A 22,699-nucleotide genomic window follows, 5' to 3' on the forward strand; every position below is an offset into this window, starting at 1 on the left:
TTCCCCGCCAGCCACGGCCGGCAGTTCGGGCAGGGCGAGGGCGAAGCGTCAGCCGCTTGGTGCGTCTGCGGCATCGTCGCTCGTCGGCGATCGGTACCGGATCGGTTCACAGGACCGGGATGCGGGAGAACCGGTCACGGCGGATCTTGGTGATCGCGCTTCCCCGGTGCCTCGGATGCGGATGACATGGCTCACGTCGCCGCCGGTCGCCCGCCCGATCGCGGTGATGTCGCCCGTGTGCGGGGCAGTCGGCCGGAACGAGGGGCAGCGCCTGGCCCGTCAGCGCGGACGGGGACGGCAGCGTGGGGCGCGGGGAGAGGGGTCACAGTGCAGCATCCGCCCTGGGACCGCGGGCGGGCGAGGGAACGCTCGTGTGTGTCGGTCCGAGGCTCAGCGTGGTCTCGGAGGAGCCGCCGGTCCACTGCGTGGCCATCGACAGGTAGGCGCCTGCCATCAGGGTGGCGGCCGTGCGGTGGCTGGTGAGCTCGGAGCGCATCTGTTCGCGGGTCCGTCGCCCGTTGAGGTAGTACAGGAACTCCTGAGAGGAGCGGCGTCTGGAGGATTGCTGCGTCGGGTGGGCCACCTGACCTTCCCAGGTGCTGGTCAGAGCCCCGTGGTCGAGACGGGTGTGGGCCGCCCAAGCCGGTCGGAACCGGCTGTTGCGGAAGACGTGCACCTCGACGTGGCCATCGCCGCCCGCTGCGTAACGGTCGTTGGTGCACCGACCGTCGTCCAGGGTCTGTAACGAGTGGAAATGCAGGGCCTGGAAGGGGCCTTGCTGAATGATGTGGGTTTCCTGCCGCACCCGGCCGTTGTCCTTGTAGAGGCCGAGGCCGGTCGCCGGGGCGAAGTTCCCCCGCTGGGAGAAGCCGTTGTGGACGAGGTTGAGGCTGCCGAGTGTCATGGTGCGGTCGGCGCTCTGGAACGCCATGGAGATGAAGGCGTCCACCTCACCGAAGCCGCGGGCCGCCGTGTGCAACTCCTGCGTGCTGTACGGGTTGCGTGCGGCGAAGCCGGGGAAAAGCCGCTCGTGGTCGACGACACCGAGCTGCGCCAGGAGGTCTGTGGGCCGGGTGACCCGGGCGTGGACCTTCACGGTGTCGGAGGTCTTGCCGCTGCGTTCGCCGGCGGCCAGCAGCCACGGGATGATGTCGAAGAAGTGGTAGCCGCTGTGAGCACACTTGCCGTAACCGCGGTCGTAGCCGTGGTAGCTCAGGTCGAGCAGTTCGTCGGGCAGCCGCCACTGCCCGTCGCTGTGGAAGGACTGCACGGAGGTCACCGGACAATTGGTCTCCTCGGCGATCTCCGTGATGAGCTGCCGCATCCGCCAGAACGCCGGGTGATAGCGCCGCTGCGACTGCACGCTCACCAGGATCTCGGGGTGGCGCCCTCGGGCTGCCTGGTACCGGACGAGCAGGTCGTCGACGTCCGCGAGGGTGGCGCTCGCCTGCCGGGGGTCGGTGGAGGCATCGGTGCGCACGCCCAGCGGCTTGTCGAGCAGTACGCTCAGTCCCCGTTCCAGCGCCCAGCGGGTGTAGACCACGTGATAGGCGGGTTCGGTGGACACCACGACCGCGTCGATGCCGCGACGGGCCACCAGCTCGTCCAGGGTACGCCGTACACCGTCCGGCAGCGTCCGTTCCCGGGAGTCGAAGGGCTCGACCAACGTCACCGGCACGGAGCGGGGGCCGTCATCGGCGTCGTAGGCGACCACAACGTTCGCAGCCCCGAGAACGTCCACGCCGCAGATTGTGCCGACGAGCCCGGCTGCCTGCCCGGCCGCCAGAGCAGGCAGGTGGGATCTGCGGGCGTGCGGACCGACGCCGATCACCAGCAGATTCTTCATGTCGGCCTCTCCACCTGGATCGGGCATGGGCTGCGGTGCCGGTACCGAAGCGTCACGGATGCCCCGGGCCGCGGCAGCGCAGCTCGGGCGGAACGCCGTCGCCGACGATATAGGCCTCCTCCGGGCGCGGGAAACCGGACAGGTTGAACGGCACTGCCACATGGGTTGAGAGGACATCGGTACCGGTTCGGTCATGTCCCACTGTGTGGGGCTCTCCCACCGCTTTCCGTTGTCGTACCGCGAGGTCGGGAGCTGATGCTCGGGCGCGGTGCGGTCGTCTCCTGCGGGACGGTCCGGCGGTGGTGTGCGGAGTTCGGGCAGGGCTGCGTCGGCGCGCTGCGCCGCCGGCGGCCCCGGCCCGGGGACGAACGGCAGCTGGACGAGGCCTTCCTCGGGACCGACGCCGGAGTTCGGCGATCCTGCCGGTGGTGAGCACCGCCGTGTGGCGCGTGCCCGGCAGATACTCCGCGGTGAGCAGGCTCTCGGCCAGGCGGATGCGCTGCTTCCTGTCCTCCCGTCCCGTCCGCAGGTCGATGGTGTGCGCCTCGGGCTCTCCCCCACACTCACCGTGACATGTGCCGGGTCCGGATGGGCCCCTGGTGAAGTCCGGGTCCCCGGCGGTACTGAGCCCGAGGCCGCGGAGTTCCAGGACGGACGGGAGGCGGCGCCCTTGCCGTGCGTCCCCGTGCTCGAGGACCGAACCGGACAGGGTGACCCCCCTGTCGTCGCTCTGGAACATGATGTCGATCATGTCCGGTTCTCCGGTCGCCTCGGCGAGGGGAGGCGCGGACACGACGAATTGGCTGATCCGACTGGTCGCGGCCTTGTTCCGGTGGTCTGCGCCAGGATGTCCAGGACGCCGCCGTCCTGGACGACGGCCCCCCACAGATACTTCCGTTCCCCACTGACCGTGATGAAGACCTCGTCCTGGTGCCATGTGGCACCAGGACGGGCCTGCCGGCGGCGCAGCGCACTCGCGTACTGCTGTCCGAACCCGGCACACCAGCGGGGCACCGTCCCGCAGGAGACGACGGTCCCGCGCTCGAGCATCAGCTCCTCGACCTCGCGGAACGACAGCAGGAAGCGGTGGTACCACCACACGCAGTGGGAAATGATCTCGACCGGATACCGGTGCCCCTCGTGCGACGGCGACACGCTCCCCACGGGCGGCCCTTCCCAAGCTGATCAACCGGGAAATCATCCCTACCGGTCAGCCAACGTGACAGTGCCCCCGGTGCCTGCTCAAAACAATCCCGGATCCTCGCCGCTGGTGTCTGCGATGACGGGCCGGAACTGTGCGGGGAGGCCGTCCAGGCGGTCGGGACCGGCCGCAGCGGCCACGGCAGGGGCCGTCTCGGTCAACCAGACGCGAAACTGCTCGACGGCCTCGCGGTAGGGGACTTGCGCCAGGACACGGTGCTCGCCGGAGGGACAGAAGTCGACGGTGACGGTGAGCAGGCAGGAACGGGGGGCGTTCTGACTGCCCGTCCAGGACACGCGCAGGACACCACAGGGCTTGCGCCCGCGGGGGGCGGGGTGGGTCGGGCGCAGTGACCGACAGGCTGTGTAGGCGGTCCATGCGGCGAGGTGCGGCAGGGGCAGGGTGGTGCGTGCGCGGCAGCCGGGGCAGCGGTGCCAGTGGCGGAGCCAGTCGTCGGTGTGGGTGTGGAAGAGGCGTGTGTAGCGGTTCGCCACGCGGATGTCGTTGCTGTAGAGGTGGTCCGGACGTTCTTGTGTGTTGCAGGACTGGCAGAGGGGGGCGCGGACGTAGCCGTGTTCGTGGCAATGGTCGAGCACGGTGGCGGGTGCGGTGCGGCAGACGGCACACGCCCACTCAGCCACCCTGCGGGAGGCAGCGGGCTTCCTGCTGAACACCGAGTACAGCTGGCCTTCCAGCTCTTTGTGGTACGGGCGCAGCGAGGCGGTGGGGCTCTCGAGACTCCTCGTCCGCCGACCGTCGGCGTCTGGGGTCTGCCGGGGGTGGGAGGGCGGGTCGGTGACGGCCGTGTTTGCCTGGCGGGTCCGCGCGGCTTGCACCCACTGCGTTTCGGCGTGCTCGGCCGCGTCCAGCAGCCTGACCACAGCGCGCGGCAGCCACCACGTGCGCTGCGTCCCGTCGCGGGTCTGCTCCACGAGTATCTTCCGCCAGTCGATCCCGGCCAGATGGTACGGGCGGCCGGCTTCACGGTGTGCCGCCCGCTCGGGGCCGCCCAGTTCCTGCAGTTCCCCCGCGATGCGCCGACGCCAACGCAGCCTCGTCTCCTCGTCGCGCTCCTGCCCAGATGCCCGACGAAACGGGCCGATGCGAACCAGGTCCTGCCGATCCATCCCCACCGCGTTCAGTCCTGCGGCCGCCAGGCGCACCTCACCCTCCACAACACTCCACCGACCTCCGCTCGTCCTCACCGTCGCCACCACGTGGCCGCCGAGCAAGACGTACCCCGCCCGGACACGGGCAGGAGAACAGGTGAATGCCCCAGAAGCCGTCGGCACAGCACTGTCGGCCGTCAAATCGGCCCACAGAGCGTCCGCGGCGACCAGGGGGATCAGGCCGTCCGTGCGACCGGGCATGACACGCTCCGACATACCCACAGGCTAATTGCGATGTCCCGGTTTCACGTCGGTCGACCGCCTGTGGATGTGCCGTCCCATGGCGGCGACTGACGATTTGCGACTGCCACAAAGCCGACACGTCGCAACGATGCCGCGCTGCGCACAAGGCGAGGGAGTGCGGGTGACGAGCGGGGACGGAGCGTTGCGCCGGATCGAGGGCGGTCGGCGGGTGGTGAGCCGGGCCCGGGCCGTGCAGCACACCGGTGCGTCGTCGGCGACCGTGGCCCGCTGGTACGCCCGGCGCGAGCAGTCCCCGGAAGGGCTCCGGCGGAATCTCACCGCACTTCCGACCCCGCCGCCACCTGATGACCGCTCCCCACTGCCGAGCCGAGATCGCCGCCCGCTTCGCCATCTGGGACCGGATCACCGGGTCTGTCGGCCAATCCGTCACCACCTGACCGCAGCCCCGGATCGCGAGCCCGCATACCGCGCGCACCATCAGACCGTCGTGCATCCACCGACGTGCCAACACCCGAACTCGACGTCTGTCCGCCTACCGTGCACGAACTCGCCAGGTAGGGCGCATCCGCAGGATGCACTTGAACAGCACGGACGAGGCAGCGCCCGTCTGCTCCTCTTCGCGATGACCACACCTTCAGCCTGTGAGGCAGGACCGGGGGCAGGCACTGCGGTGCTCGCGGCAGCCGCAGAGGAGTCGGCCGGTCCCAGCTGCGCGGTGGCCGCCCGTGGCCGCTGGGCGCGTGCCCGTGCCGGCTGCGTCCGGAGAGGTCAGTGCTCCGCACGCTCGACGGCGTTCTTGATACCGGTCAGAGCCTCGTCGAGGCCGTGATCGATCTGCTCTCCTTCAGCACTTTCGGTGTGCAGTTCGACGGTGAGTCGAGAGGTGCCGTCGCCGTCGCCGCCTGCGACGTGCAGGCGACCGTGATAGTCGTGCGGGCCCGGTGCGCCCCACTCCAGGCTCTTGCCCTCTTCGACCACACGGATCCACGCCTCGCTGGTGACGTCCTGTTCCGGGGCGTCGACAGGGTCGATATGGGCGGTCACGGTGACCTTGTCACCGTCATGAGGGCGCACGGAGGTCAGGCGCGGCAGGTAGGCGGGCAGGTTCTGTACGTCGGCGAGGTAGGAGAAAAGCCGTTCCGGCGGCACTGCCACCGTAATCGTGTCGCTGTAGTCACCCATGACCTTTTGGTCCCCGAACGGCCACACCATGAAACGGAATGGCGGATTCACCGCCCGGTGGGCGCATCGGTCGCTCGCCGCCGCCCACTCAGCACGGTCTGCGGCGCGTCCGCCGGCCGCTGCCGGCGGACGCGGAGTTGCCGACGGCCCGGCGGCAGACCGGCCGGCACCGCCATGGTCACGGTCCGGGCAGCGCGCCGTCGCCCGGCGCAGCGACAGGCGGAGGGGATCCAGCCTTACAGCCTTACGCGGCCAGCGTCTCGTCCTCCTGGGAGACACTCACACGGCCCGCGCTGTACCGCTCGAGCAATGCGTCGGCCGCGAGCAGGGCCTGCTCGACGGTGCGGACCCCGGTCATCACGCACAGCGTGTACGTCGAGTCTTCGAGATCCCGGCTGGTGCGGCCGGTAGGGCGCACGTCGTGTTCGATGCGCGCCTGAGCAAAACGGGCCAGCACGGCGCGCAATTCCCTCTCCGCCGGAAGGACCATGATGATACCTCTCCCCTCGAAGCCCATCCCGCGGTGCGGCCGGCCGCACCGCGGGGAATCAGCTGCATCCACGACGCCGGACACCACGGTTCATCACCGGACGGCGTCAAGCAGACCTTCAAATGCCCCGCATCGAGAGGTCTACGCCACCGTGCTCACTGTCCTTCGGCCTGTCCCGACCCCGTGGCGGTGCCGTCGCGGCGGCGGGGCCGGTGACCAGGCGCCTGCCGCGGGCGAGACCCGGGGCGGTCGCCGTCCCGTCCGGCACGACGTGGTGGACGAGTCCCACCGCTCGGCCTCGGCGGCGCCGAACCGGCCACCGAGCAGCATCGGGCCCGGGGTCAGCGTCCTGCGGGTGTCACGGGTTCCGGGTCATGGTGGCGCAGACCCGGTCGAAGCGTCCCGCGGCCAGGTCCTGCCGGGCGATCGGCCATGAGGAGCAGGACATCTCCAGGCCGCAGATCCCGTGCATCCACTGGGCGAGACACACCCGGTCCTCGGGACGTACGTCCGTATCGGGCGCGGGCAGTTCGCCTCGGGCCACCGCTCGTGCCGCCTCCCGTCCGGCCGTCGCACCGGGGTCCTCCGCCCAGTGCTCGTCCTCTGCGTATCCACCGAGCTGAAGCCCGCGGCCGATGCCGTCGCCCGGCATCTCGATCTCCGTCCATACGTCGATCAGTTCGTTCGCATGGGGGTGCTCCGGGTGATCCACGCAGTGCAAAGGCTGCCCGGGAGCGCAGACCGAGGTGCAGTACGGCAGGGAGACGTCGGTTCTCAGGTGGAGCGACCCCTCCGGGAGATCCGTTTCGTACGGGTGGTTCTTCCATTCGGGGTCGAGGTCCACAGGGCGTTCCTCGACGGGTGTGCCGACGGGAATGTGGAGCGCACTACCCAGGTTTCCCTGGTCGATCCGGTCGGGGTCGGGGTCGGGGTCGGCGAACAGCAGCAGGTGGCCGTCGGCGGGCAGGTCGAGGTCGGTCACTCCGGCGGGCAGCGCGGCGAGGTCGATGGTGGCGGCGAGCTTGCACCAGGGGCCGGGGGTGTCCGCGGGGAGCATGAGGGGCCCGCCGAGCCGGCCCACCACCGGTCCGTCTCCCATGGAGGTCAGCAGGGCGCAGGGTCGGGCGGTGGCCACCCGCCGTGCGATGTCGTCCGGGGGGATGCCCTCCGCGAGGGCCCTCTCACGGAACTCGTTCAGTGTGTCCAGGTTTTCGGGGGACATGAGAAGTCTCCTTGCGGCCACGTCGGTTCGGCGGGAGGCATCGCGCCGGGTGAGCGGCGGATCGTGGACGGTCAGTGGTGCAGCGTGACGGTCACGCCTCGTGCCCCGAGTTCGGTCACCACGGGATCGGGGGCGCCCGACGGTGAGGTCGCGATCCGTTCGGCCAGGTGGACGTGTGTCAGCGCCGGCATGTCGAGCAGCCGCCGGATGTCCCCGAGCGACCGGCAGTGGCGCAGGTCGAGTCCGGCGGGGTGGGGCAGAGCGGTGAACAGGGTGATGTCCTTCAGCGCGGCCCAGCGCGGGCCGGCCACGGTGAGCGAGCTGAGCCGTTCCACGGGTATGTCCTCGACCAAGGGGCAGTCGCTCAGGGAGCGGAGGGTCAGTTCACGCAGGCCGGAGCAGTCCCGAAGGGCGCTGAGCGATTCCAGGTCCTTCATGTACAGCAGGGTCAGCGCGGGCAGGCGGCCGAGGTCCTTGAGGTCGGTCGGCGCGGAGCAACTGGTCGAAGTCAACTTCCGCAGTGCCGGCAGCCTGCCCAGACCCCTCTGTGGTGCGCAGTACCGCACTGCCGTGGATCCCGAGCTGCGCCAGTCGGGGGTGGCCGTCCAGCCCTTCGAGCGTCGTCAGCTCGTTGCAGTTGTGGAGTTCGAGGGACTGGAGTCGAGGGAGAGCCGCGAACGGCGAGAGGTCGCGGAGCTGGCCGCCGCTCAGCTTGAGGTGGGCGAGGTTCGGCAGTCCGGCGAGTCCCTGAGATCCGTTGCGTCGGCGAGCAGGCCATGGCCGCGTTGAAAGGACGGCGCCTGCTGCGGAAGCCGCGCTGCAGCACCGACCGCATCACCGACATAGTGAAAGCCGTTCCCTTCCTCCACCACGTATCGGCATGAGGTTGAAAACGGCTCACTGCCGACCGTGACGACGACGGCGGGGACTGCGGCCATCGCGGCGATGCCGGCCGTGGCCGAGCCGCTCAGGGCCGGGCGGCGATGAACCGCATAGGCAACCGCGGCCACGGTGAGCCCAACGGACCAGTCACCACGGTCCCCCGTCGCAGGCCGCGTCGGCAGCGACGGTGCGGGCGTGGCCGGTGAGCTGGAGGGCGAAGGACTTGCGCACCCTCGCGGCCAACGTCCGGGCCGAGGCGGAAGGCCGGTACGGCAGCACGGCCCCGGGGTGGCGGGCAGGAGCCGAGTGGACGCTGCCGTGGATCGTGAACACCGCCAGCCAGCTGACCGAGGGCAGGCCGTAGGAGGTGGGACCGCGCCCGGGGAAGGGGATCTCCGGTGTGACGTGGACAATGTCGGAGCCGACGCTGAGCACCCTCGGTGCTCAGCCCTGTTCTGCTCCTTGAGCATCGTCCCTGCGAGTCCTGTGGCGTGTGCGCAGTGCCTCATGCACGGAAGGGGCCACGGTCAGGAGGGTGATGGCCTGGGTGATGTCCAGCATGCGGCTGATGAACAAAGGCGGCGCGGCCAGCGTGAGCGCGGCGCCGGCTGCCTGGCTTCGGTGCCTCACGCCCAGCAGCATGGCCAGCCCGGAGGAGTCGAAGTAGTCGATTGAGGACATGTCCAGCACGAGGTGGCGGCAGCCGCTCTCCTCCAACAGCGCCAGAAGCTGCGGGCGCAGTTCAGTGATGGTGTCGAAGGCGACGACATCGGGCAGCCGGGCCACGGTCACGTCGTTATGGCGCAACTGAACCGTCACCACGGTGGACCGCCCCTCTTTGCCGAAGGTCACCTGCATGTCACTACTGCCCGGCCGGTGCGGGGGCAGACTGAGATTGTCACCGGTTTTCCGGTCCCGTTTCCACTCCCCCCGGTCTCATCCGGTGGCTTGCCCAGCATCGTCTCGCATGGGCTCGTGGTGCAGGGTACCGGGGTGGGGTCAGGGGGTGATGCGGCCGGCGATGTCTCCGCCGGGGTCGTCGGCGAGTGCGATCACGGCGGTGACGCGTTTGCCGACCGGTTCCCGGCGCACTTCGTAGGCCTGGCTGACGGCGAGGGTGATCTCCAGGCCATGGCGTCCGACGCGCCTCGGGTCGGTGGCGGCGACGTCGGGCAGGACCGGGTCGCTGTCCCACACCGACACACGTACCGCGCCGTCGCTGACCTGCAGATCGAGCAGGACGGGGCCGGGTGCGTACTTCACCGCGTTGGTGACCAGCTCGCTGACCACCAGTTGCGTCATGCCCATCGCCCGCTCGGAGACCGGCAGGCCGTGCACGGCCTGCACCTCGGTGAGGAAGCCGGCCGCCAGATGCCGGGCCGCCCCGATGCAGGAAGGGTCGCCGTCGTAGGCGGCAGACGCCGACAGCGAACTGTCGTCCCCGGTTTTCTGTCCCTCGTCCCCCGCGGCCTGCTCCATACGCCCGCCCCGCCTCACACGATCATCACACGAACTTCGCGTCGTGTCCGCGAAGCATCGCACGATCCTCTACCGGCTGCCCGCCCCAGGCGCTCCCCACCCGGTATGACACAGTTGACACCGCGCGGCGGCATACGTTTGCGTGGACAGCGGCCTCGCAGCAGCGAGCGCCCGCCAAAGACCGGACGGAGACGGTATGAGCCAGGCCCAGCTGTCCGTCTCCCGGCACACCACCGCCGGCGGCGTGCGCGTCGTCGCCCTGACCGGGGACATCGACCACACCACAGCCGACATCCTCCGCCAGGCCCTGACCGCACCGGACGGCTCCGCCCCGCACACGGTCGCCGACTTCCGCGACGTCACCTTCATGGACTCCAGCGGCATCAACATCCTCGTCGCCGCGAACAACACCGCCCAGACCCGCGGCGGCTGGCTGCGCCTGGCCCACACCCCCGGACCAGTCCTCGACCTGCTGCACATCGTCGGCCTCGACACCGTCATCCCGCTGCACCCCACCCTCGACGACGCCCTCGCACCCCAGCCCGCCAGCTGACCCCCAGCACTCCTGCCAGGTCTCTCCCTGCCGGCCCTCACCGCTGCATCGACGACCGGCGCGGGCACGGCGGCCCGGCCCCACCGAAACCACATGGTGACCTGCACAGGCACGGGGAGGGCTCGCCGCCTGTGCGGCTATCGCAAGCCAGCCTGTCCACCTACTGTGTCCGTGCTGTGATTCACCGAGGCAAGGAGACAACACTGTGGTCGCATCAGCGTTACGTCAGCGGTCCGAATCGACCCCGCGCGAGATCCGTCGTCCCCGGCGGTCGGCGCGGCGTGCGGCTCTCGGAGGCTCTCTCACCGCCGTACTCACGGCGCTGATACTCGCCGTCACCCAGTCCGCCGCCTACGCCGGCGGCCCCCACCGGTGGGCGCAATACAGCGACGTCGGTAACCGCCTGACCGTGTGCGCCCAGACGCTCGATGTCCGCAGTTCCTACGGTGGCACGCCGTTCGCCCAGCTCACCAGTGGACAGACGTTCACCGTGTACCAGAACTACGCGGAGTTCGGCAGCGAGTACGTGCGCGGCTTCGCCTGGGGCAACGTCAACGCGGAGGGCTACGTGCAGAACGGATGGTTCTGCTGGTAAACCCCGCCAAACCGGGGCCAGTCGTCTGATACCAGGCCGACCGGGAGCGAAACTGCTGACCATCAGCGCCATATCGATCAAACCGCGGAACTCCCTGGGCGCTGCAGAGAATCTTGTGCGAAGGACGGTCACCGTGACCGTTCCCCGAGCGCTTGCGCAAAGTACCCATTCCAGCCTGACGCCCCTCGACCCGCTGATGCAGGGTGGGGAAACAGGCACTTGAGGACCGGATCCCCCAATGTCCCCGAGCCAGGTAAACGATGGAGACTGCGGCACAGGCCCGCTACGAGGTCTGGGAGATGCTCCGAACCATGAGAACCGCTATGCACCGCGATCTCGGTGCATCACATGAGGAGTGAAAGCTGCCACTCAGCTCCGTGCGGGCCCGCGGCTCAAGTGATCACCGTCCTGGAGTGCTGGACGAGCCGTTCGTCGTCCCGTGTACCGGAGAGCGTGCATCATCCAGGAATCTCGCGGCATGACGTCGGGGCCGGCCCGGGCGGGCCGGCCCCGGCGGGCGCATCCGGTCAGACGGCCAGGGGCAGCGGCCTCTGGTCCCGGATCCGGCCCTCAGGAAGGCGGCCACCGGCCCTCGCAATGCGGCCCGCCCCACTGCTCGGGGAAGAAGGCGACGTCGGCACCCCGGCGGTTCATGCCCGGCACCTGGGTCACCTTGGCGGCGCTGCGCGACCCGGCCCGGGTTCGCCCGCGAGGTCCGCGCCTCGATGCAACGCGCACATGCCCGCCCTCGCGTCGGAGGGCGGCTGCCGCCTGAGCGGCGGTGGTCACCAGAAGATCGCGATCGCTTCCAGCGTCACTTCGCGGGTTTCCTCGCGCCAGCCGGTCATCTTGCCGAGGCAGCGGGCCGTGAACGTGCCGTCCGGGATGGAGCGGCGAGCGTTTCCGGGGGCTACGACGCGCATGTGGACCGGGGGCTGCTCCTCACCGTACTCGGCCCGCAGGACGAATCCCTCCGTCACGTCCGGCACGCGCGAGAACACGCCTTTGACCGAGACGAATTCGCCGATGCGGCTCAGGGTCACCGCACGGCCGTCGGCCAGGTTGTCGGCGAGGTTCCGGTTCGGGACGACCGTCAGCGTGGTCAGGTCGGCGTGGACGATGGCGTCGGCCCGGTCGAAGGCCTCCATGACCACACCGATCACGTTGATCGGTTTGTCCTTGCGCACGAACTTGCGGAACGTCTCCTGGCTGACGTCCCGCTTCAGCCGGAACCGGAACAGCCACGTCAGCACCCGGCTCCAGAAGCCGACACTCGTGTCGACCTTCGTCCGCAGCTCGACGGCCTCCTCCAGCGCGGACCGATAGTTGCCGAGCTCGTACAGGTCCATCACGGCCTGCTCGTCGAGGTACAGGCAGATGCTGTACGCCGACTGCCAGCGGCGCAGGTACCTGCGCCGCTCCCGGGCATGGCGCACCAGGATCACCGCGAGCACCACCGCGCCGACGGCCGTGACCAGCCAGACGGTCATCCACGGCCACCAAAGGCTCCACCACAGTGCGTCAGTGACAGCCACGGATCTCCTTGAATGCCTCGGAAAGGGACGAGTCGGCGGCATTCACCATCCGTCCGCCCGTCCTCGCCGCCGCGCGCCGCAGCTCGCCTGCGTCAGCCTCGCCGAAGTGGACGGGGTAGGTGGGGACGGCGGCGCGCACGACGGCGGGCAGCGCCTTGTGGCGGCGTACGAAGTCAGCGTAGGACAGGCCCGCGTTGTTCTCGCCGTCCGTCATCAGGACGAGTGAGACGGAGCGGTCGGGGTCGGCGGCCAGTTCACGGGCGGCGGTGCGGTAGCCGTGGTCGAGGGCGGACCATACTGCGGTGGCGTCGCCGTAGCCGCCCCGGGTGACGGTGCCGGAGAGGGCCGTCAAATCCTCCGGGCCGGTGACGGTGACGGTCTTCTGCTCCAGCACCCGGCCGCCGAACCGGACGACGGTCAGTCGCTCGCCCCGGTAGAAGCGGGTGAACTTTCCGGAGGCGGAGGGGTCAGCGCCGCTGAGTCCGGCGAAGGCCTCGCGCAGGGCGGCCATCCGGGCGCCGCGCATTGAGCCGGAGAAGTCGAGCAGGAAGACCACCCGGCTCGTGGTGCGGTGGTCGGGGTCGCCGTAGTCCGCCAGCAGCGTGTCGACGACGGCCGGCTGGCCGGGGTAGAAGAGCGCGTTGCCGACCGGCTCGCGCAGCCGCGCGTCCCGGGTGACCGTCGTGTTCACGGGGCGGCGCAGCGTGTGCCGCATGATCTGCCGCTGCACCGATTCGCGCCGTAGCCACCGCGTGACCTTGTCGTACGCGGCGCGGTGGGCCGGATTCAGCAGGAGCAGCGGGAAGTCCGCCAGGACCATGCCGTCCTCGGGGCGGACGACCTCCAGACGGTCGTCGAGGCGGCCGGAGGCGTTGAGGGCGAGCAGATCGGACTCGTACGTGATGAGGGCGTTGACCTCGTCCTGGTGGTGGACGTAGGTGTCGACGAGGGCGGGGCCGGTGTCGGCGGTGAGGGCCTGGCCGGCGCGGAAGCCGCGCAGCCGGTCGCACGAGACGTCCTCGGGGCGCAGCGCGGCTCCGGTGCCGGCCGCGGCGGTGGCGACGCCCACGAGGGCGGCGAGACCGCTGCCGGCGTGCCGGGGGTCGGCCATGCCGAAGCGGACGGTGCCGGTGGCGGCAGCGTCCGCGATGTCCGCCCAGGTGAGCCGGGAGCCGGGCACTCGGGCACGAAGCTCGCGTGCCACATCCGGCTTCAGGCCGATGACGGCGGGGGACGTCATGGTGACCGTGCGCTGCAGTCCCCGGATCGCATATCTGTCGGTGAGACGCAGATAGCGGTCGGAGGACAGCCACGCGAGGTCGTACCGGTCGCGGTCCGGGGTTTTCGTCTCGGCGTCAGCCCGGTGGTCCAGGCGCAGGTCGACGCCGGTCTCGTCTTTCAACTCGCCCAGCAACGGTCCCAGTACGGCGAGGTCGGGGCTGGCGAGGACGCGCAGCCGGACCGCGTCGTCGCCGTCGTCACCCGAGCAGGCGGTGAGGAAGGTGGCGACGAGCGCCAGGCAGAGCGCCGGCAGGCCCGCGCCGCGTCTCACGGGCCGTCCGTCCGGTCCGGGCAATCGCCGACGATCTCGATCATCTTCTCCAGCAGGGGCAGGCTGGGCAGGACCGCGCGGGTGTCGTCGGAGGAGGTGGTGGGCACCGGGATCTGCCGCTCGATGAGGAACCGGGTGAGCTCGTCGCTGCCGGCGCCGCGGGTCCGGAAGCCCAGCTCCATGGCGCGGTGCTGGAGTTCGGGGTCCTCGCTGACCAGTTCGCCGAGGCGCGCGCCGTCGCCGGTCAGCGCGACGAGTTGGGGTTCGGTGACGAAGCGCGTGGACGGGTAGAGCAGCACGCGCTCGTCGTCGGTCTCGTCCTTGTGTGCCTCGTGCCGTAGCTGGTGGGCGAGGAACTGGTGCTCGTAGATCACCGAGATCGGGGCGATGCCCTGCCCGTCGGGGGACAGATACGTGTCGGCCCGTTCGGAGGACGGCAGGCCCTGTTCGACGAGGAGCGGCTTGATCCTCCGGGCGAGTTGCTCGGCCTCGGCCTCGCTGTCCGGTGCGTCGTTCCCGTGCTCGACGAAGGCCACGAGTCCGAGGTAGGTACCGGCGGAGTTGGCCTCGCAGATGTCCGAGGTCTGAGCGAGGATCTTGTTGCCGTTGCGGACGTGGTTCTTGTCGTCGATCTCGTCCCAGCGGTAGCCGTCCTCTGGATCACGCTGGACGCCCTTCCTCTTGCCGCGCGCGAGATCGAGGAACTTCCGCATGTCGAGGGTGTAGTACATCGGCGGGCCGCCCGAGCCCGGCAGGCGCTCTGCGACGCCTTCCGTCGCGAGCACCTCGGCGTAATCCCGGTAGGTGGCCAGCACGATGGGGCTGATGAACGGGCGGTACAGCAGCACCGGACGGTTCGCCCGGGCGCGCTCCCGGCTGATCAGGTCGGCGGCCGGCTGGCCGGAGGGGAAGACGACGTCGTATCCGTCGTAGTTCTGCTTGGCGATCTCACGCGAGCCCATGCTGGTGATGTGCACGCGGAAGCCGTGCTTCATGAGCAGCCGCTCGACTTCGGGGTCCTGGAAGAAGTCTCTCTTGGAGGCCATCTTGGCCTCGATGGTGACCACCGGCCGCACCGGCAGCAGCAGGTTCCCGGAGGCCACGAGCAGGACCAGCCCGATGACCGGGACGGGCAGCGCAACTGCCAGCGCTCTACGCAGGTGGCGGCGCGGGGGCCTGGTGACGGTTAACCGTGGCTCTTCGGTAGCGGGTCTGTTCGCGGGCACCTGCGTTCTCCCCCCGTGACACCTGCGTTCTCCTCGTATGGCCGGGCCAGGATCGTCGGTGATGGCGGTGTACCCCGAACAACCCTTCCGGGAACGTCGGCTGAATGCAGCGGAAAACGCGCGACGAAGGCCGGTAGCACGGCAGACCGAGGGATCCGACGACTGAGCAGATCACGTGCGCGGACGCCGTCGTCCGTCGGAAGCCTCCTTGGAACTCGTAAGGGAGGGACTGCTGCAGGGTTGGGTGACATCTGACCTGGCTCGCCGTCAGGCGGGCTGGACGGATGGAGCAATGCCCAAGCCGTACCCCAAGGAGTTCCGCGAGGACGCCGTGAGGGTCGCGCGCAACCGGGAGCCCGGCGTCACCCTGGAACAGGCCGCCGCCGGCTTCGGGGTCCACCCGGCCCCGCCGTCGACCAAGTGACCGCGTCACACGGAGATCGACGAGGACGCCGGGCCCGCGACGACGTCCAGCGAGTCGGCCGGGCTGCGCGAGGCCCGCAAGCGCATCCGGATGCCGGAGCAGGAGGACGAGGTGCTCCGGAAGGCTGCTGCGTGTCCGTCGCAGGCGAACCCGCCGGCAAGATGACGTACCCGCTCGTCCGTGGGCCGGCCGGCGCCGATGCCCTGGTGGCGGTGACGGTGACGTGCCGGGTGCTCGGGCTCGGCTCGTGGTCAGGCTGCGTCAAGCCGCCGGTGACGCCGGCCGTGCGTGGGGCGCGTGCCGTGTCCTTGCCTGCCGCCGGGAATCAGGTGCAGGTGCCGGTGACGGGCGTGGCGGGGTGGCTGTGCGGTGCGGCTGAGCCATTCCTCGATGCGGCTTGTGGTGTACAGCAGTGCTGCCATGACGGGCAGCAGCAGGCACGCGGTCAGGATCACCGGTTTCCCCCTTCACGGCAGGTGGCCTGTGCACGGGTGCCCGTGTCCGTTCCGGCGACGGCGCGCTGGTGTGAAGGTGCTGTGCCTGTTGCTCTCGGGTGTCCTCACAAAGGGGTGCGTCCCCGGGGCGTGCCGCCGGGGTCGTCGAGGAGGGCGATGCGGGCGGTGACGCGTTTGCCGACCGGCTCGCGCTGGACTTCGAAGCCCTGGGAGACGGCCATGACGATCTCCAGGCCGTGCTGGCCGACCCGGCCCGCGTCCGCGGGCCGGGCCACCGGCAGGACCGGGTTGCTGTCCCACACCACGACCTCCACCAGGTCGGCGGCGATTCGCAGCTCCATCGTCGCCGGGCCCGGCGCGTACTTGCGGACGTTGGTGACCAGTTCGCTGACGACCAGCTGGGTCAGGTCCATCGCGCGGGCGGAGACCGGGACGCCGTGCTCGGTCTGGACGCGGGTGAGAAAGTCCGCCGCGCGGTGGCGGGCCCGGGCGATGCACGAGTCGTCGCCGTCCAGGGCGACGATGTCCTGCAGGAAGCCGGGCATCACGCCCCCGCCTCCCGGTGCCCACTCCTCTGCGTCCACTGCCGCTCCCCCGTTACCTGTGCGTGTGTACCCGCGATGACGCCCCACACGCACCGTCCGTTCCCGGGGAGAGACCCTACGCGTGGATGCCCTTGACTCCCATGGCAGGCTGCAGGTGCACGCGCTTACCCGAGCTCGACCCGACGAGCGCAGTTGAGGAACCGTGACAAACACTCACACAGCAGGATCAGGCCACATGTCGATCGGCACTGATACCGTCGACGGTGTCCGCATCGTCACCGCGCACGGCGAAATCGACCACACCCACCGTGAGTCGCTCCACGAGGAACTGGTCCCCTCCCAGGACGCCCCAGGAGTTCGCACCGTGCTCGACCTCACCGGTGTGTCGTTCATGGACTCCAGTGGCATCAACGTCCTCGTCGCCGCCCACCAAGCCCTCACCGAGACCGGCGGCCGGCTGCAGTTGGCCGGCGCGCACGGCCCCGTACTGCGCATCATCGAACTGGTCGGCATCGACACCGTCATCGACTGCCACCCCACGGTGTGCCACGCTCTGGCCGGTTGACCCACCCGCAGCACGGGCACAGCGCGCGATCTCTGGAACGCCGTGACCAGCGGTGGGGCGGCTGTTACCCGCCCTGGCCAGGGTTGAGTCGCCCCGGTTGTCTTCCGCAGCCACAGCACGCCGCGGCCGTCGCACCGCGTCACAGCAGCTCGGCGAGGAACCCGGCGCAGGAGAGTCCCGCGCGCCGAGCGGGCGACGGCTTCGTCAACCGGCCCGCATCGTGGGTGGTCGGAGCATGCGGCGGGCGGTGTCGTTCGCGGCCGGCCGTCCCGGCGGCCTCTCGGTCATTCCGATCGACTGGGACACCGACGAGCAGTACCGCTGCGTCGGACCTGGTGAGACCAGGCTCGGCACCACCTCCGAGATCGACTACGCCCACTCCGTCGGGACGCGCTGAGGAATCGTTGCGCCAGGGGTGAGCAGAGGGGCGGTCCTCTCGGCCGAGGGGACCGCCCCTCGTTATTCAGGCGGCAATGACATCTGGTACTGGGCGTGGCGCTCCGGCCGTAGATCGTGATCTGCTGATCGGAACCGGTCCCGGGGCCTCGGCACACGTGAGGGTGCCCGGTTTCCGGGCGGGTGCTCTAACGCAGTGAGTGACGCTGGTAGCGCGACTCCACTGGCCCGAAGGTCAGCCCGTTCCCGTCGAGGGCGTTGAGGACGGTCAGCCGGCTGTGGGGGAAGCAGAAGCTGACGGCGACTGTTCCCTGGGCCATGTCACTCCCGGTCCATTCGAGGAGCTCGACGTCCTGAAGAACCTGGCCCCGCAGGGCGTGCAGTTCGGGGCGCGTGCCGTGACGCCACTGGAGATCGAAGCCGGGCCACTGGACCGGCTGGTGGGGGTCGACCGTGTTCCAGGTGATCGAGAGGTCGTCGAACTTCGCGTGGTTGATCTCAACCTGTTCTCCGGTGAAGTCGAGCAGGACTGGGCAGTCGGAGAACCACTCGCTGCCCTGAACGTCCCAGACCAGCCAGGCATGGGTCAACGGGCGGCCGATGAGCGCACGCAGTCGCTGACCGTGGCCTGCCACGACCGCGGAGCGACCGTTGAGCCATTGAGGCCGGTAGCTTTCGATCCCGAAGTCGAACACGCCAGGATCCTCTCAGAATCAGTCGTCGCCTTCGGCCCCGGAGCCAACGGTCCGTTGGTGGTTCTCGTGAGCGACGCACCGCCGGGGCCCCTGCCGGTCATCGGCGAGGAGATCGTGAACGAGGTGGCCGGGATGGACGGCGTTGCGCGCGTCAGCCCCGCCGAATACTCCCAGGGCGGTGCTCATCCGGCGTGATCGTCGCCGTCTTCCAGCGGGGGTGATCCGCCGACCGACTCGGTGTGCCGTCCACGGGCCCCGTCTCCGGCTTCGTTCCCATCGTCGTGACGGCCGTCCTGTTCGGTCCGGCCATGGACCACGAGGTCTTCACGGTCTCCGCGATACGGGAGGAGTACGTACACGGTCGACAGCCCCGCACCGCGATCATCGAAGGAACCCGGCACGCCGGCCGAGTGGTGACCGCCGCCGCGCTGATCATGGTGGCCGTCTTCACGGGTTTCCTGCCCGAGCAGGATCCCGCCCTCATGCCGATCGCCCTGGCGCTGGCCCTGGCTGGGGACGTCTTCATCGGCGCCTTCCTCGTCGGCATGACCCTGGTCCCGGCAGTTCTGACGCTGCTCGGTCACGGGGCGTAGTGGCTGCCGCGGTGGCTGGACAAGTGACTGCCCGTGTGGATGTTGAAAAGGCGCACCTGGATCGCGACCCGGCGTCCAACCGCGGAGCGGGCCCCGCCAGAACCGAGCAGGACGTCTCCCTGTGAACTCCCCGGACACGGTCCTCGTCGTCGAGGACGACGTCAGCATCCGCGACCTGATGGCCTCGGCCCTGGAGTTCGCGGGGTTCGACGTCCGCTTCGCCGAGGACGTACCTCAAGTCCGCACCGGTCCGGCCCGGCACGCACCGGACGTCATCCTCCGTGCATCCCTGTTGCACCGACCATGTGCTGGGCCAGTGACCGGTCAGAGTCTGCCGAGGGCCGTGGCCAGTGCGGTGGCGGCGGATGCGATCACCTTGTCGTCGTGTGCGGTGTTGTCGTGGCTGCGGTTGGTGAACACCGACAGGACGAGCGGCGCGTCCGATCCGGGTGGCCAGACGATCGCCAGGTCGTTGGCGGTGCCGTGGTTGCTCGCGCCGCCGGTGCCGGTTTTGTCGCCGGTCGTCCAGTCCTTCGGGAGTCCCGCCTTGATCCGGTCGGCGCCGGTGAGGCCGGCCTTCAGCCAGCCGACCAGCCGCGCCCGGTCGCCGGCCTGAAGGGTGTCACCGGTGGTGAGTTCGGTGAAGGTCCGCGCCGCCGCCGCGGGGGTGGTGGTGTCCCGCACTTCGCCGGGTTCCCACTCGGTCAGCCAGGGTTCCGGCCGGTCCAGGCGGCTTGTCCGGTCACCGACGGCGCGGAAGAACGCGGTCAGTCCGCGCGGCCCGCCGATCTGTTCCAGGAGCATGTTGCCCGCGAACCCGTCGGACTTGGTGATCCCGGCACGGCACAGCTGCGCGAACGTCATCCCGGTGTCGGTGTACTCGGTGGTTTCCGGAGAGTTCGCGGTCAATCCGGCCATGTCGGCGGGCTTCCAGCGCACCAGCCGGTCCATCAGCCCCGGCTCACCGGTACGCGCCCTGTCCAGCACCGCCGCGCACGCGAACACCTTGAACGAGGAGTTGAACGGAAAACGCTCGTCGGCCCGGTACCCGACCGTCCGGCCGGTCCCCAGGTCGATGCCCACCGCGCCGATCCGCCCGTCGTAGGACTTCTCGAGTGCCTGCAGCGTCTTGGTCAGACCGGAGGCGGAGGAGGCGTCGTCCTGCGCCCGGGATGCGACGCCTGAGGTGATCGTCTCACCGGCGGCGCTCGTGTCGCCGGTGGCGCCCGCGCCGGAGGCGGCGCCGGTGGCGGTACCCGCCGCACAGGCAAGGCCGCCCAGCAGCGCCGAAGCGGTCAACGCCGTGAGCGCTGATCGCAGTCGGAGTGTTCGTCTCATGCCGGAGAGGAGACCAGGGATCATCAGGAGTGTCCAATATCAACAGTGAATATTCGTCATATCGGCATGGCTGCCGATGACCATCCGAGCCGAGCGGCGCCGAGGACGCGTTGCGGCCCCGGCACGGGCGGGGCCGCGACGCGGATGAGCCGGCGCCGACAGGGCCGGGCCCGCCGGTGCGCGGTGGAGCGTCGTCCGGCTCGTGAAGGGCTTCGGGCACCGGAAGCGCCACAGTGGCACGCTGCGCCGGCGAGGCGGTGGCCGTCCTGGACGCGCACGCCCCGGATTCGGCAACGGCCGCCCGCGTCACGGCGCGCGGGGCGTTCGTGATCCTTGGCGGCAGGTGGTCACCGGTCGGCGGGACCGCCGCCGGCCGGCCCATGGGCCGTACGAGAACGGCCCCGGCCGGGCCAACGGCTCCGAACCGGCTCGGCGGGCCTCGTCCACCGGCTTGCGGGCCGCATCTCGCCGTCGTACACGGTGCGGTAGTCCGGGACGACGATCCGGGTGGCCGGAGACTCCTTCGCGACCTGGGCGAGGAAGGCGTCGAGGTCCATCGCCGGGTCGCGGACCGGGGAACCGCTCAGCGGCAACTCGAAGTTGTCCCAGTGGACGGGGACGACGACACCGGGGGCGTCCAGGGCGCTCAGCAGCCGGGGCACGTAGCGGTGGGTGGTGGTAGCGGCGGTGGGCACGGCGATCATCGCGAGGTCGGGGCGCAGGCCCTGCACCGCCCGCTCGGCGAAGTCGCTGGCCCCCATGAGGAATGCCGACGGGCCGTGCTCCCCGGCCGTGATCCGGAAGGCCAGGGTGTCGCCCTCGGGCAGGTCCGCGATGGTGCTGGGCACCGCCTTGGGCGGGGCGTTCAGCGTGCCCGGGGCGAAGTACGCGCAGTTCTTGTTGCGGCTGTGCAGGCTGGGTACGACCTCGACGGTGATCGTGCCGATGTCCAGTACCTCGCCGCCCTTCACCACGGAGATCTGTTCCGGGGCGACTCCGAGAGCGGTGAGCAGGTGGTACGTGGTCTCGGTGCCGATGACGCGGGCGCCGGTGGTCTTGGCGATGTACGGCACGTCACCGAGGTGGTCCCAGTGGGAGTGGCTCACCAGCACCAGTTCGGGACGGCCGATGTGCGCGTCCACGACGGTGGGATCCGTTTTCAGCTCGGTCTTCGGGTCGAGGCCGCCGTCGAACAGACCGGTGGGAAAACGGGTGAGGTAGGGATCGAAGAGCACGGTGCGGCCGCCCACGTCGATGCGCCAGCCCGCGGTGCCGAGCCAGCGGAACGACACGGAACGGGCGGCCCGGTCACCGCCCCGGTCGCGGCCGGCGGTCGCGGACGCCGTGGCTGCCGTGGCTGCCGCGGCCGGGATCAGCGGGGACGCCGCACCGAGCGCGGCGCCCCGTAGCACCGTACGGCGATCGGGCCCGCGGCCGGAGGGGACGTCTGGTCTGTCCGAGGCGTGCATGTCCTGGGTCATGGCGTCAGCAGATCAAGGGACGAAGTCCCGTGTCCAAGACCGGAGTCCGGCCCTTCCGATACGCGAACGCATATGTGCCCCGGTCAGCGGCCGCCGGCGCGGAGGAAAGCGGCCGCGATTCCGGCGGCCCGGCCGATCGCCGCATCCACCGTGGCACGGGAGGCGGTCAGATCGTGCGTGCGTGCGAACACGGCGACGGCGTAGCACTCGCCGTCCGGGTAACGGGCGACGCCCGCCTCCATGTGCAGCCCGGGCAGAGTCCCGGTCTTGGCCGCGACCGCGACGTCGTCCGGGAAACCCGACACCAGCCGGTGACGGAAGACCTGTTTGCCCATCAGGTCGCGCACGAGCGCACAGGCTTCCGGCGGGCCCGCGGCATCGGTCCAGACGAGCCGGAGCAGCCGTGTGATCTCCCGGGGCGTGCTGGCCGTGGTGTGCCGGGGGTCCAGTACCGCCAGCCGTCTCTTCCTCTCGTCCGGCAGAGCCGGGTAGCGCACGGCGAACTCCCTCTCGTCGCGTGCCCCGGCCTCCGCGAGCATCGACTCCAGCAGGTCCCGCGGGCCGCCCACGACGCGCGTCCGGTCCAGGCCGAGTTCCTTCGCGAGCAGTCTCACGGTGTCCAGGCCGACGCGGTCCAGCAGCAGGTCGGCAGCCGAGTTGTCGCTGACCGCCATCGTGAAGTAGGCCAGGTCGCGCAATGACAGCTCGACGTCGTCCAGGCAGCCGGCGGTGCCCCAGCCGCCGAGCCGGTCGGCCGAGGTCACCCGCACCCGCTCCCTCGGATCGAGCTGGCCGGCCACGGCCTGCCGGGCGAACTCCAGCACCAGCAGTATCTTGAAGATCGAAGCGATGACGACGGCGTCATCGGCGCCCACGGCGATCTCACGGACACCCCGCGCGCCGTCGGTCTCCCCGGCGGCCGGCGTGCCCGCGCGGACGGGAACGGCGTGCACCTGCCCCCTCGCGCCCGCCTCGGCGAAGATCTGCCGGATCCGGTCTTCGGTCGTTGTCCGCGTGCTCATTACTGCTCATCCTTGGATATCGGCGTTCCCCGTCAACCGGCCGGCTTGC

25 protein-coding genes and 5 pseudogenes are annotated in these 22,699 nt (G+C 70.1%); 10 read left to right on the plus strand and 20 right to left on the minus strand.

Annotation, left to right across the window (positions count from 1 at the left end; translation table 11 throughout):
• Positions 1 to 322: 322 nt before the first annotated feature.
• Positions 323 to 1,846 carry a Gfo/Idh/MocA family oxidoreductase gene (locus ACF07S_RS28125; RefSeq protein WP_391975465.1) on the minus strand — a complete coding sequence of 508 codons (1,524 nt, stop codon included), beginning with the start codon at positions 1,844 to 1,846 and terminating at the stop codon, positions 323 to 325.
• A gap of 153 nt (positions 1,847 to 1,999) precedes the next feature.
• Here ACF07S_RS28125 and ACF07S_RS28130 point away from each other — a divergent pair.
• Positions 2,000 to 2,239: pseudogene (locus ACF07S_RS28130) on the plus strand (IS6 family transposase); the annotation flags it as partial.
• Between the two features lie 444 nt (positions 2,240 to 2,683).
• Here ACF07S_RS28130 and ACF07S_RS28135 read toward each other — a convergent pair.
• Together ACF07S_RS28135 and ACF07S_RS28140 are read right to left on the minus strand one after the other, a co-directional pair.
• Positions 2,684 to 3,010 (minus strand): annotated as a pseudogene (locus ACF07S_RS28135) (IS6 family transposase); the annotation flags it as partial.
• Between the two features lie 78 nt (positions 3,011 to 3,088).
• Positions 3,089 to 4,432 carry an endonuclease domain-containing protein gene (locus ACF07S_RS28140; protein ID WP_391975466.1) on the minus strand — a complete coding sequence of 448 codons (1,344 nt, stop codon included), beginning with the start codon at positions 4,430 to 4,432 and terminating at the stop codon, positions 3,089 to 3,091.
• Positions 4,433 to 4,728: 296 nt separating this feature from the next.
• On the opposite strand from ACF07S_RS28140, the pseudogene ACF07S_RS28145 reads away from it, so the two are divergent.
• Positions 4,729 to 4,857: pseudogene (locus ACF07S_RS28145) on the plus strand (IS6 family transposase); the annotation flags it as partial.
• A gap of 331 nt (positions 4,858 to 5,188) precedes the next feature.
• Here the strand turns inward: ACF07S_RS28145 and ACF07S_RS28150 are convergent.
• The 5 genes and pseudogenes from ACF07S_RS28150 to ACF07S_RS28170 form a co-directional block, all read right to left on the minus strand.
• Positions 5,189 to 5,602 carry an SRPBCC family protein gene (locus ACF07S_RS28150; protein ID WP_391966364.1) on the minus strand — a complete coding sequence of 138 codons (414 nt, stop codon included), beginning with the start codon at positions 5,600 to 5,602 and terminating at the stop codon, positions 5,189 to 5,191.
• A 244-nt stretch (positions 5,603 to 5,846) separates the two neighbouring features.
• On the minus strand, positions 5,847 to 6,092 hold the full coding sequence (locus tag ACF07S_RS28155) for a DUF5133 domain-containing protein (protein WP_391966365.1): 246 nt from the start codon (positions 6,090 to 6,092) through the stop codon (positions 5,847 to 5,849).
• Positions 6,093 to 6,450: 358 nt separating this feature from the next.
• Complete coding sequence (locus tag ACF07S_RS28160; RefSeq protein ID WP_391966366.1) at positions 6,451 to 7,314, minus strand: DUF1963 domain-containing protein; 864 nt, start codon at positions 7,312 to 7,314, stop codon at positions 6,451 to 6,453.
• A gap of 71 nt (positions 7,315 to 7,385) precedes the next feature.
• Positions 7,386 to 7,826, minus strand: a complete 441-nt coding sequence (locus ACF07S_RS28165; protein WP_391966367.1) for a hypothetical protein — start codon at positions 7,824 to 7,826, stop codon at positions 7,386 to 7,388.
• 151 nt (positions 7,827 to 7,977) lie between these two features.
• A pseudogene (locus ACF07S_RS28170) lies at positions 7,978 to 8,049 on the minus strand (hypothetical protein); the annotation flags it as partial.
• Positions 8,050 to 8,063: 14 nt separating this feature from the next.
• Here ACF07S_RS28170 and ACF07S_RS28175 point away from each other — a divergent pair.
• A pseudogene (locus ACF07S_RS28175) lies at positions 8,064 to 8,198 on the plus strand (IS5/IS1182 family transposase); the annotation flags it as partial.
• Between the two features lie 145 nt (positions 8,199 to 8,343).
• On the opposite strand, the gene ACF07S_RS28180 reads toward ACF07S_RS28175, so the two are convergent.
• From ACF07S_RS28180 to ACF07S_RS28190, 3 genes are all read right to left on the minus strand, one after another.
• Complete coding sequence (locus ACF07S_RS28180; protein WP_391966368.1) at positions 8,344 to 8,631, minus strand: hypothetical protein; 288 nt, start codon at positions 8,629 to 8,631, stop codon at positions 8,344 to 8,346.
• A gap of 9 nt (positions 8,632 to 8,640) precedes the next feature.
• Entirely contained in the window at positions 8,641 to 9,054 is a 414-nt protein-coding gene (locus ACF07S_RS28185) for an STAS domain-containing protein (RefSeq protein ID WP_391966369.1), read from the minus strand.
• 141 nt (positions 9,055 to 9,195) lie between these two features.
• Positions 9,196 to 9,675: an ATP-binding protein gene (locus ACF07S_RS28190; protein WP_391966370.1), complete on the minus strand. Its 480-nt coding sequence runs from the start codon at positions 9,673 to 9,675 to the stop codon at positions 9,196 to 9,198.
• Between the two features lie 196 nt (positions 9,676 to 9,871).
• Here ACF07S_RS28190 and ACF07S_RS28195 point away from each other — a divergent pair, with 196 nt between their 5' ends.
• Together ACF07S_RS28195 and ACF07S_RS28200 are read left to right on the plus strand one after the other, a co-directional pair.
• Positions 9,872 to 10,228: an STAS domain-containing protein gene (locus ACF07S_RS28195; RefSeq protein WP_391966371.1), complete on the plus strand. Its 357-nt coding sequence runs from the start codon at positions 9,872 to 9,874 to the stop codon at positions 10,226 to 10,228.
• Between the two features lie 205 nt (positions 10,229 to 10,433).
• On the plus strand, positions 10,434 to 10,823 hold the full coding sequence (locus ACF07S_RS28200) for a hypothetical protein (RefSeq protein ID WP_391975467.1): 390 nt from the start codon (positions 10,434 to 10,436) through the stop codon (positions 10,821 to 10,823).
• A gap of 785 nt (positions 10,824 to 11,608) precedes the next feature.
• On the opposite strand, the gene ACF07S_RS28205 is transcribed toward ACF07S_RS28200, so the two are convergent.
• Genes ACF07S_RS28205 through ACF07S_RS28215 form a run of 3 tightly spaced genes read right to left on the minus strand, consistent with a single transcriptional unit; the run spans position 11,609 to position 15,013 of the window.
• Entirely contained in the window at positions 11,609 to 12,358 is a 750-nt protein-coding gene (locus ACF07S_RS28205; protein WP_391966373.1) for a hypothetical protein, read from the minus strand.
• Positions 12,345 to 13,910, minus strand: a complete 1,566-nt coding sequence (locus tag ACF07S_RS28210; protein ID WP_391975468.1) for a substrate-binding domain-containing protein — start codon at positions 13,908 to 13,910, stop codon at positions 12,345 to 12,347. The genes ACF07S_RS28205 and ACF07S_RS28210 overlap by 14 nt, the downstream gene beginning before the upstream one ends.
• The gene (locus ACF07S_RS28215; protein ID WP_391975469.1) at positions 13,907 to 15,013 is read right to left on the minus strand and encodes a hypothetical protein; all 1,107 of its coding nucleotides are present in this window, start codon (positions 15,011 to 15,013) and stop codon (positions 13,907 to 13,909) included. The genes ACF07S_RS28210 and ACF07S_RS28215 overlap by 4 nt, the downstream gene beginning before the upstream one ends.
• Before the next feature lie 415 nt (positions 15,014 to 15,428).
• On the opposite strand from ACF07S_RS28215, the gene ACF07S_RS28220 reads away from it, so the two are divergent.
• Positions 15,429 to 15,560, plus strand: coding sequence for a hypothetical protein (locus ACF07S_RS28220; RefSeq protein WP_391975470.1), 132 nt, complete (start codon positions 15,429 to 15,431; stop codon positions 15,558 to 15,560).
• Between the two features lie 251 nt (positions 15,561 to 15,811).
• On the opposite strand, the gene ACF07S_RS28225 is transcribed toward ACF07S_RS28220, so the two are convergent.
• Complete coding sequence (locus tag ACF07S_RS28225; protein WP_391966377.1) at positions 15,812 to 16,015, minus strand: hypothetical protein; 204 nt, start codon at positions 16,013 to 16,015, stop codon at positions 15,812 to 15,814.
• A 104-nt stretch (positions 16,016 to 16,119) separates the two neighbouring features.
• Positions 16,120 to 16,560: an ATP-binding protein gene (locus ACF07S_RS28230; protein WP_391975512.1), complete on the minus strand. Its 441-nt coding sequence runs from the start codon at positions 16,558 to 16,560 to the stop codon at positions 16,120 to 16,122.
• Between the two features lie 235 nt (positions 16,561 to 16,795).
• On the opposite strand from ACF07S_RS28230, the gene ACF07S_RS28235 reads away from it, so the two are divergent.
• Together ACF07S_RS28235 and ACF07S_RS28240 are read left to right on the plus strand one after the other, a co-directional pair.
• On the plus strand, positions 16,796 to 17,125 hold the full coding sequence (locus ACF07S_RS28235; RefSeq protein ID WP_391966378.1) for an STAS domain-containing protein: 330 nt from the start codon (positions 16,796 to 16,798) through the stop codon (positions 17,123 to 17,125).
• Between the two features lie 235 nt (positions 17,126 to 17,360).
• Positions 17,361 to 17,522 (plus strand): hypothetical protein, encoded by a 162-nt coding sequence (locus ACF07S_RS28240; RefSeq protein ID WP_391975471.1) that lies wholly within the window; start codon positions 17,361 to 17,363, stop codon positions 17,520 to 17,522.
• 187 nt (positions 17,523 to 17,709) lie between these two features.
• Here ACF07S_RS28240 and ACF07S_RS28245 read toward each other — a convergent pair whose 3' ends face one another.
• Positions 17,710 to 18,156, minus strand: coding sequence for a hypothetical protein (locus ACF07S_RS28245; protein WP_391975472.1), 447 nt, complete (start codon positions 18,154 to 18,156; stop codon positions 17,710 to 17,712).
• 126 nt (positions 18,157 to 18,282) lie between these two features.
• On the opposite strand from ACF07S_RS28245, the gene ACF07S_RS28250 reads away from it, so the two are divergent.
• Both ACF07S_RS28250 and ACF07S_RS28255 read left to right on the plus strand, forming a co-directional pair.
• On the plus strand, positions 18,283 to 18,411 hold the full coding sequence (locus ACF07S_RS28250) for a hypothetical protein (protein ID WP_391975473.1): 129 nt from the start codon (positions 18,283 to 18,285) through the stop codon (positions 18,409 to 18,411).
• Positions 18,412 to 18,455: 44 nt separating this feature from the next.
• On the plus strand, positions 18,456 to 18,809 hold the full coding sequence (locus tag ACF07S_RS28255; protein WP_391975474.1) for an MMPL family transporter: 354 nt from the start codon (positions 18,456 to 18,458) through the stop codon (positions 18,807 to 18,809).
• Positions 18,810 to 19,133: 324 nt separating this feature from the next.
• Here ACF07S_RS28255 and bla read toward each other — a convergent pair whose 3' ends face one another.
• The 3 genes from bla to ACF07S_RS28270 all read right to left on the minus strand — a co-directional run bounded on the left by bla (position 19,134) and on the right by ACF07S_RS28270 (position 22,650).
• Positions 19,134 to 20,147: a class A beta-lactamase gene (bla, locus tag ACF07S_RS28260; protein ID WP_391966382.1), complete on the minus strand. Its 1,014-nt coding sequence runs from the start codon at positions 20,145 to 20,147 to the stop codon at positions 19,134 to 19,136.
• A gap of 347 nt (positions 20,148 to 20,494) precedes the next feature.
• Positions 20,495 to 21,628, minus strand: coding sequence for an MBL fold metallo-hydrolase (locus tag ACF07S_RS28265; RefSeq protein ID WP_391975475.1), 1,134 nt, complete (start codon positions 21,626 to 21,628; stop codon positions 20,495 to 20,497).
• Between the two features lie 83 nt (positions 21,629 to 21,711).
• Complete coding sequence (locus ACF07S_RS28270; protein ID WP_391975476.1) at positions 21,712 to 22,650, minus strand: serine hydrolase; 939 nt, start codon at positions 22,648 to 22,650, stop codon at positions 21,712 to 21,714.
• Between the last annotated feature and the right edge of the window lie 49 nt (positions 22,651 to 22,699).

Source organism: Streptomyces sp. NPDC016640 (assembly GCF_043076215.1).
GTDB lineage: Bacteria > Actinomycetota > Actinomycetes > Streptomycetales > Streptomycetaceae > Streptomyces.

Bases quoted from the DNA above. Each gene is read 5' to 3' on its own strand.
- ACF07S_RS28125 (WP_391975465.1), bottom strand. From the start codon at position 1,846: ATGAAGAATCTGCTGGTGATCGGCGTCGGTCCGCACGCCCGCAGATCC.
- ACF07S_RS28140 (WP_391975466.1), bottom strand. From the start codon at position 4,432: ATGTCGGAGCGTGTCATGCCCGGTCGCACGGACGGCCTGATCCCCCTG.
- ACF07S_RS28150 (WP_391966364.1), bottom strand. From the start codon at position 5,602: ATGGGTGACTACAGCGACACGATTACGGTGGCAGTGCCGCCGGAACGG.
- ACF07S_RS28155 (WP_391966365.1), bottom strand. From the start codon at position 6,092: ATGGTCCTTCCGGCGGAGAGGGAATTGCGCGCCGTGCTGGCCCGTTTT.
- ACF07S_RS28160 (WP_391966366.1), bottom strand. From the start codon at position 7,314: ATGTCCCCCGAAAACCTGGACACACTGAACGAGTTCCGTGAGAGGGCC.
- ACF07S_RS28185 (WP_391966369.1), bottom strand. From the start codon at position 9,054: ATGCAGGTGACCTTCGGCAAAGAGGGGCGGTCCACCGTGGTGACGGTT.
- ACF07S_RS28190 (WP_391966370.1), bottom strand. From the start codon at position 9,675: ATGGAGCAGGCCGCGGGGGACGAGGGACAGAAAACCGGGGACGACAGT.
- ACF07S_RS28195 (WP_391966371.1), top strand. From the start codon at position 9,872: ATGAGCCAGGCCCAGCTGTCCGTCTCCCGGCACACCACCGCCGGCGGC.
- ACF07S_RS28220 (WP_391975470.1), top strand. From the start codon at position 15,429: ATGCCCAAGCCGTACCCCAAGGAGTTCCGCGAGGACGCCGTGAGGGTC.
- ACF07S_RS28230 (WP_391975512.1), bottom strand. From the start codon at position 16,560: ATGCCCGGCTTCCTGCAGGACATCGTCGCCCTGGACGGCGACGACTCG.
- ACF07S_RS28235 (WP_391966378.1), top strand. From the start codon at position 16,796: ATGTCGATCGGCACTGATACCGTCGACGGTGTCCGCATCGTCACCGCG.
- ACF07S_RS28240 (WP_391975471.1), top strand. From the start codon at position 17,361: ATGCGGCGGGCGGTGTCGTTCGCGGCCGGCCGTCCCGGCGGCCTCTCG.
- bla (WP_391966382.1), bottom strand. From the start codon at position 20,147: ATGAGACGAACACTCCGACTGCGATCAGCGCTCACGGCGTTGACCGCT.
- ACF07S_RS28265 (WP_391975475.1), bottom strand. From the start codon at position 21,628: ATGACCCAGGACATGCACGCCTCGGACAGACCAGACGTCCCCTCCGGC.
- ACF07S_RS28270 (WP_391975476.1), bottom strand. From the start codon at position 22,650: ATGAGCACGCGGACAACGACCGAAGACCGGATCCGGCAGATCTTCGCC.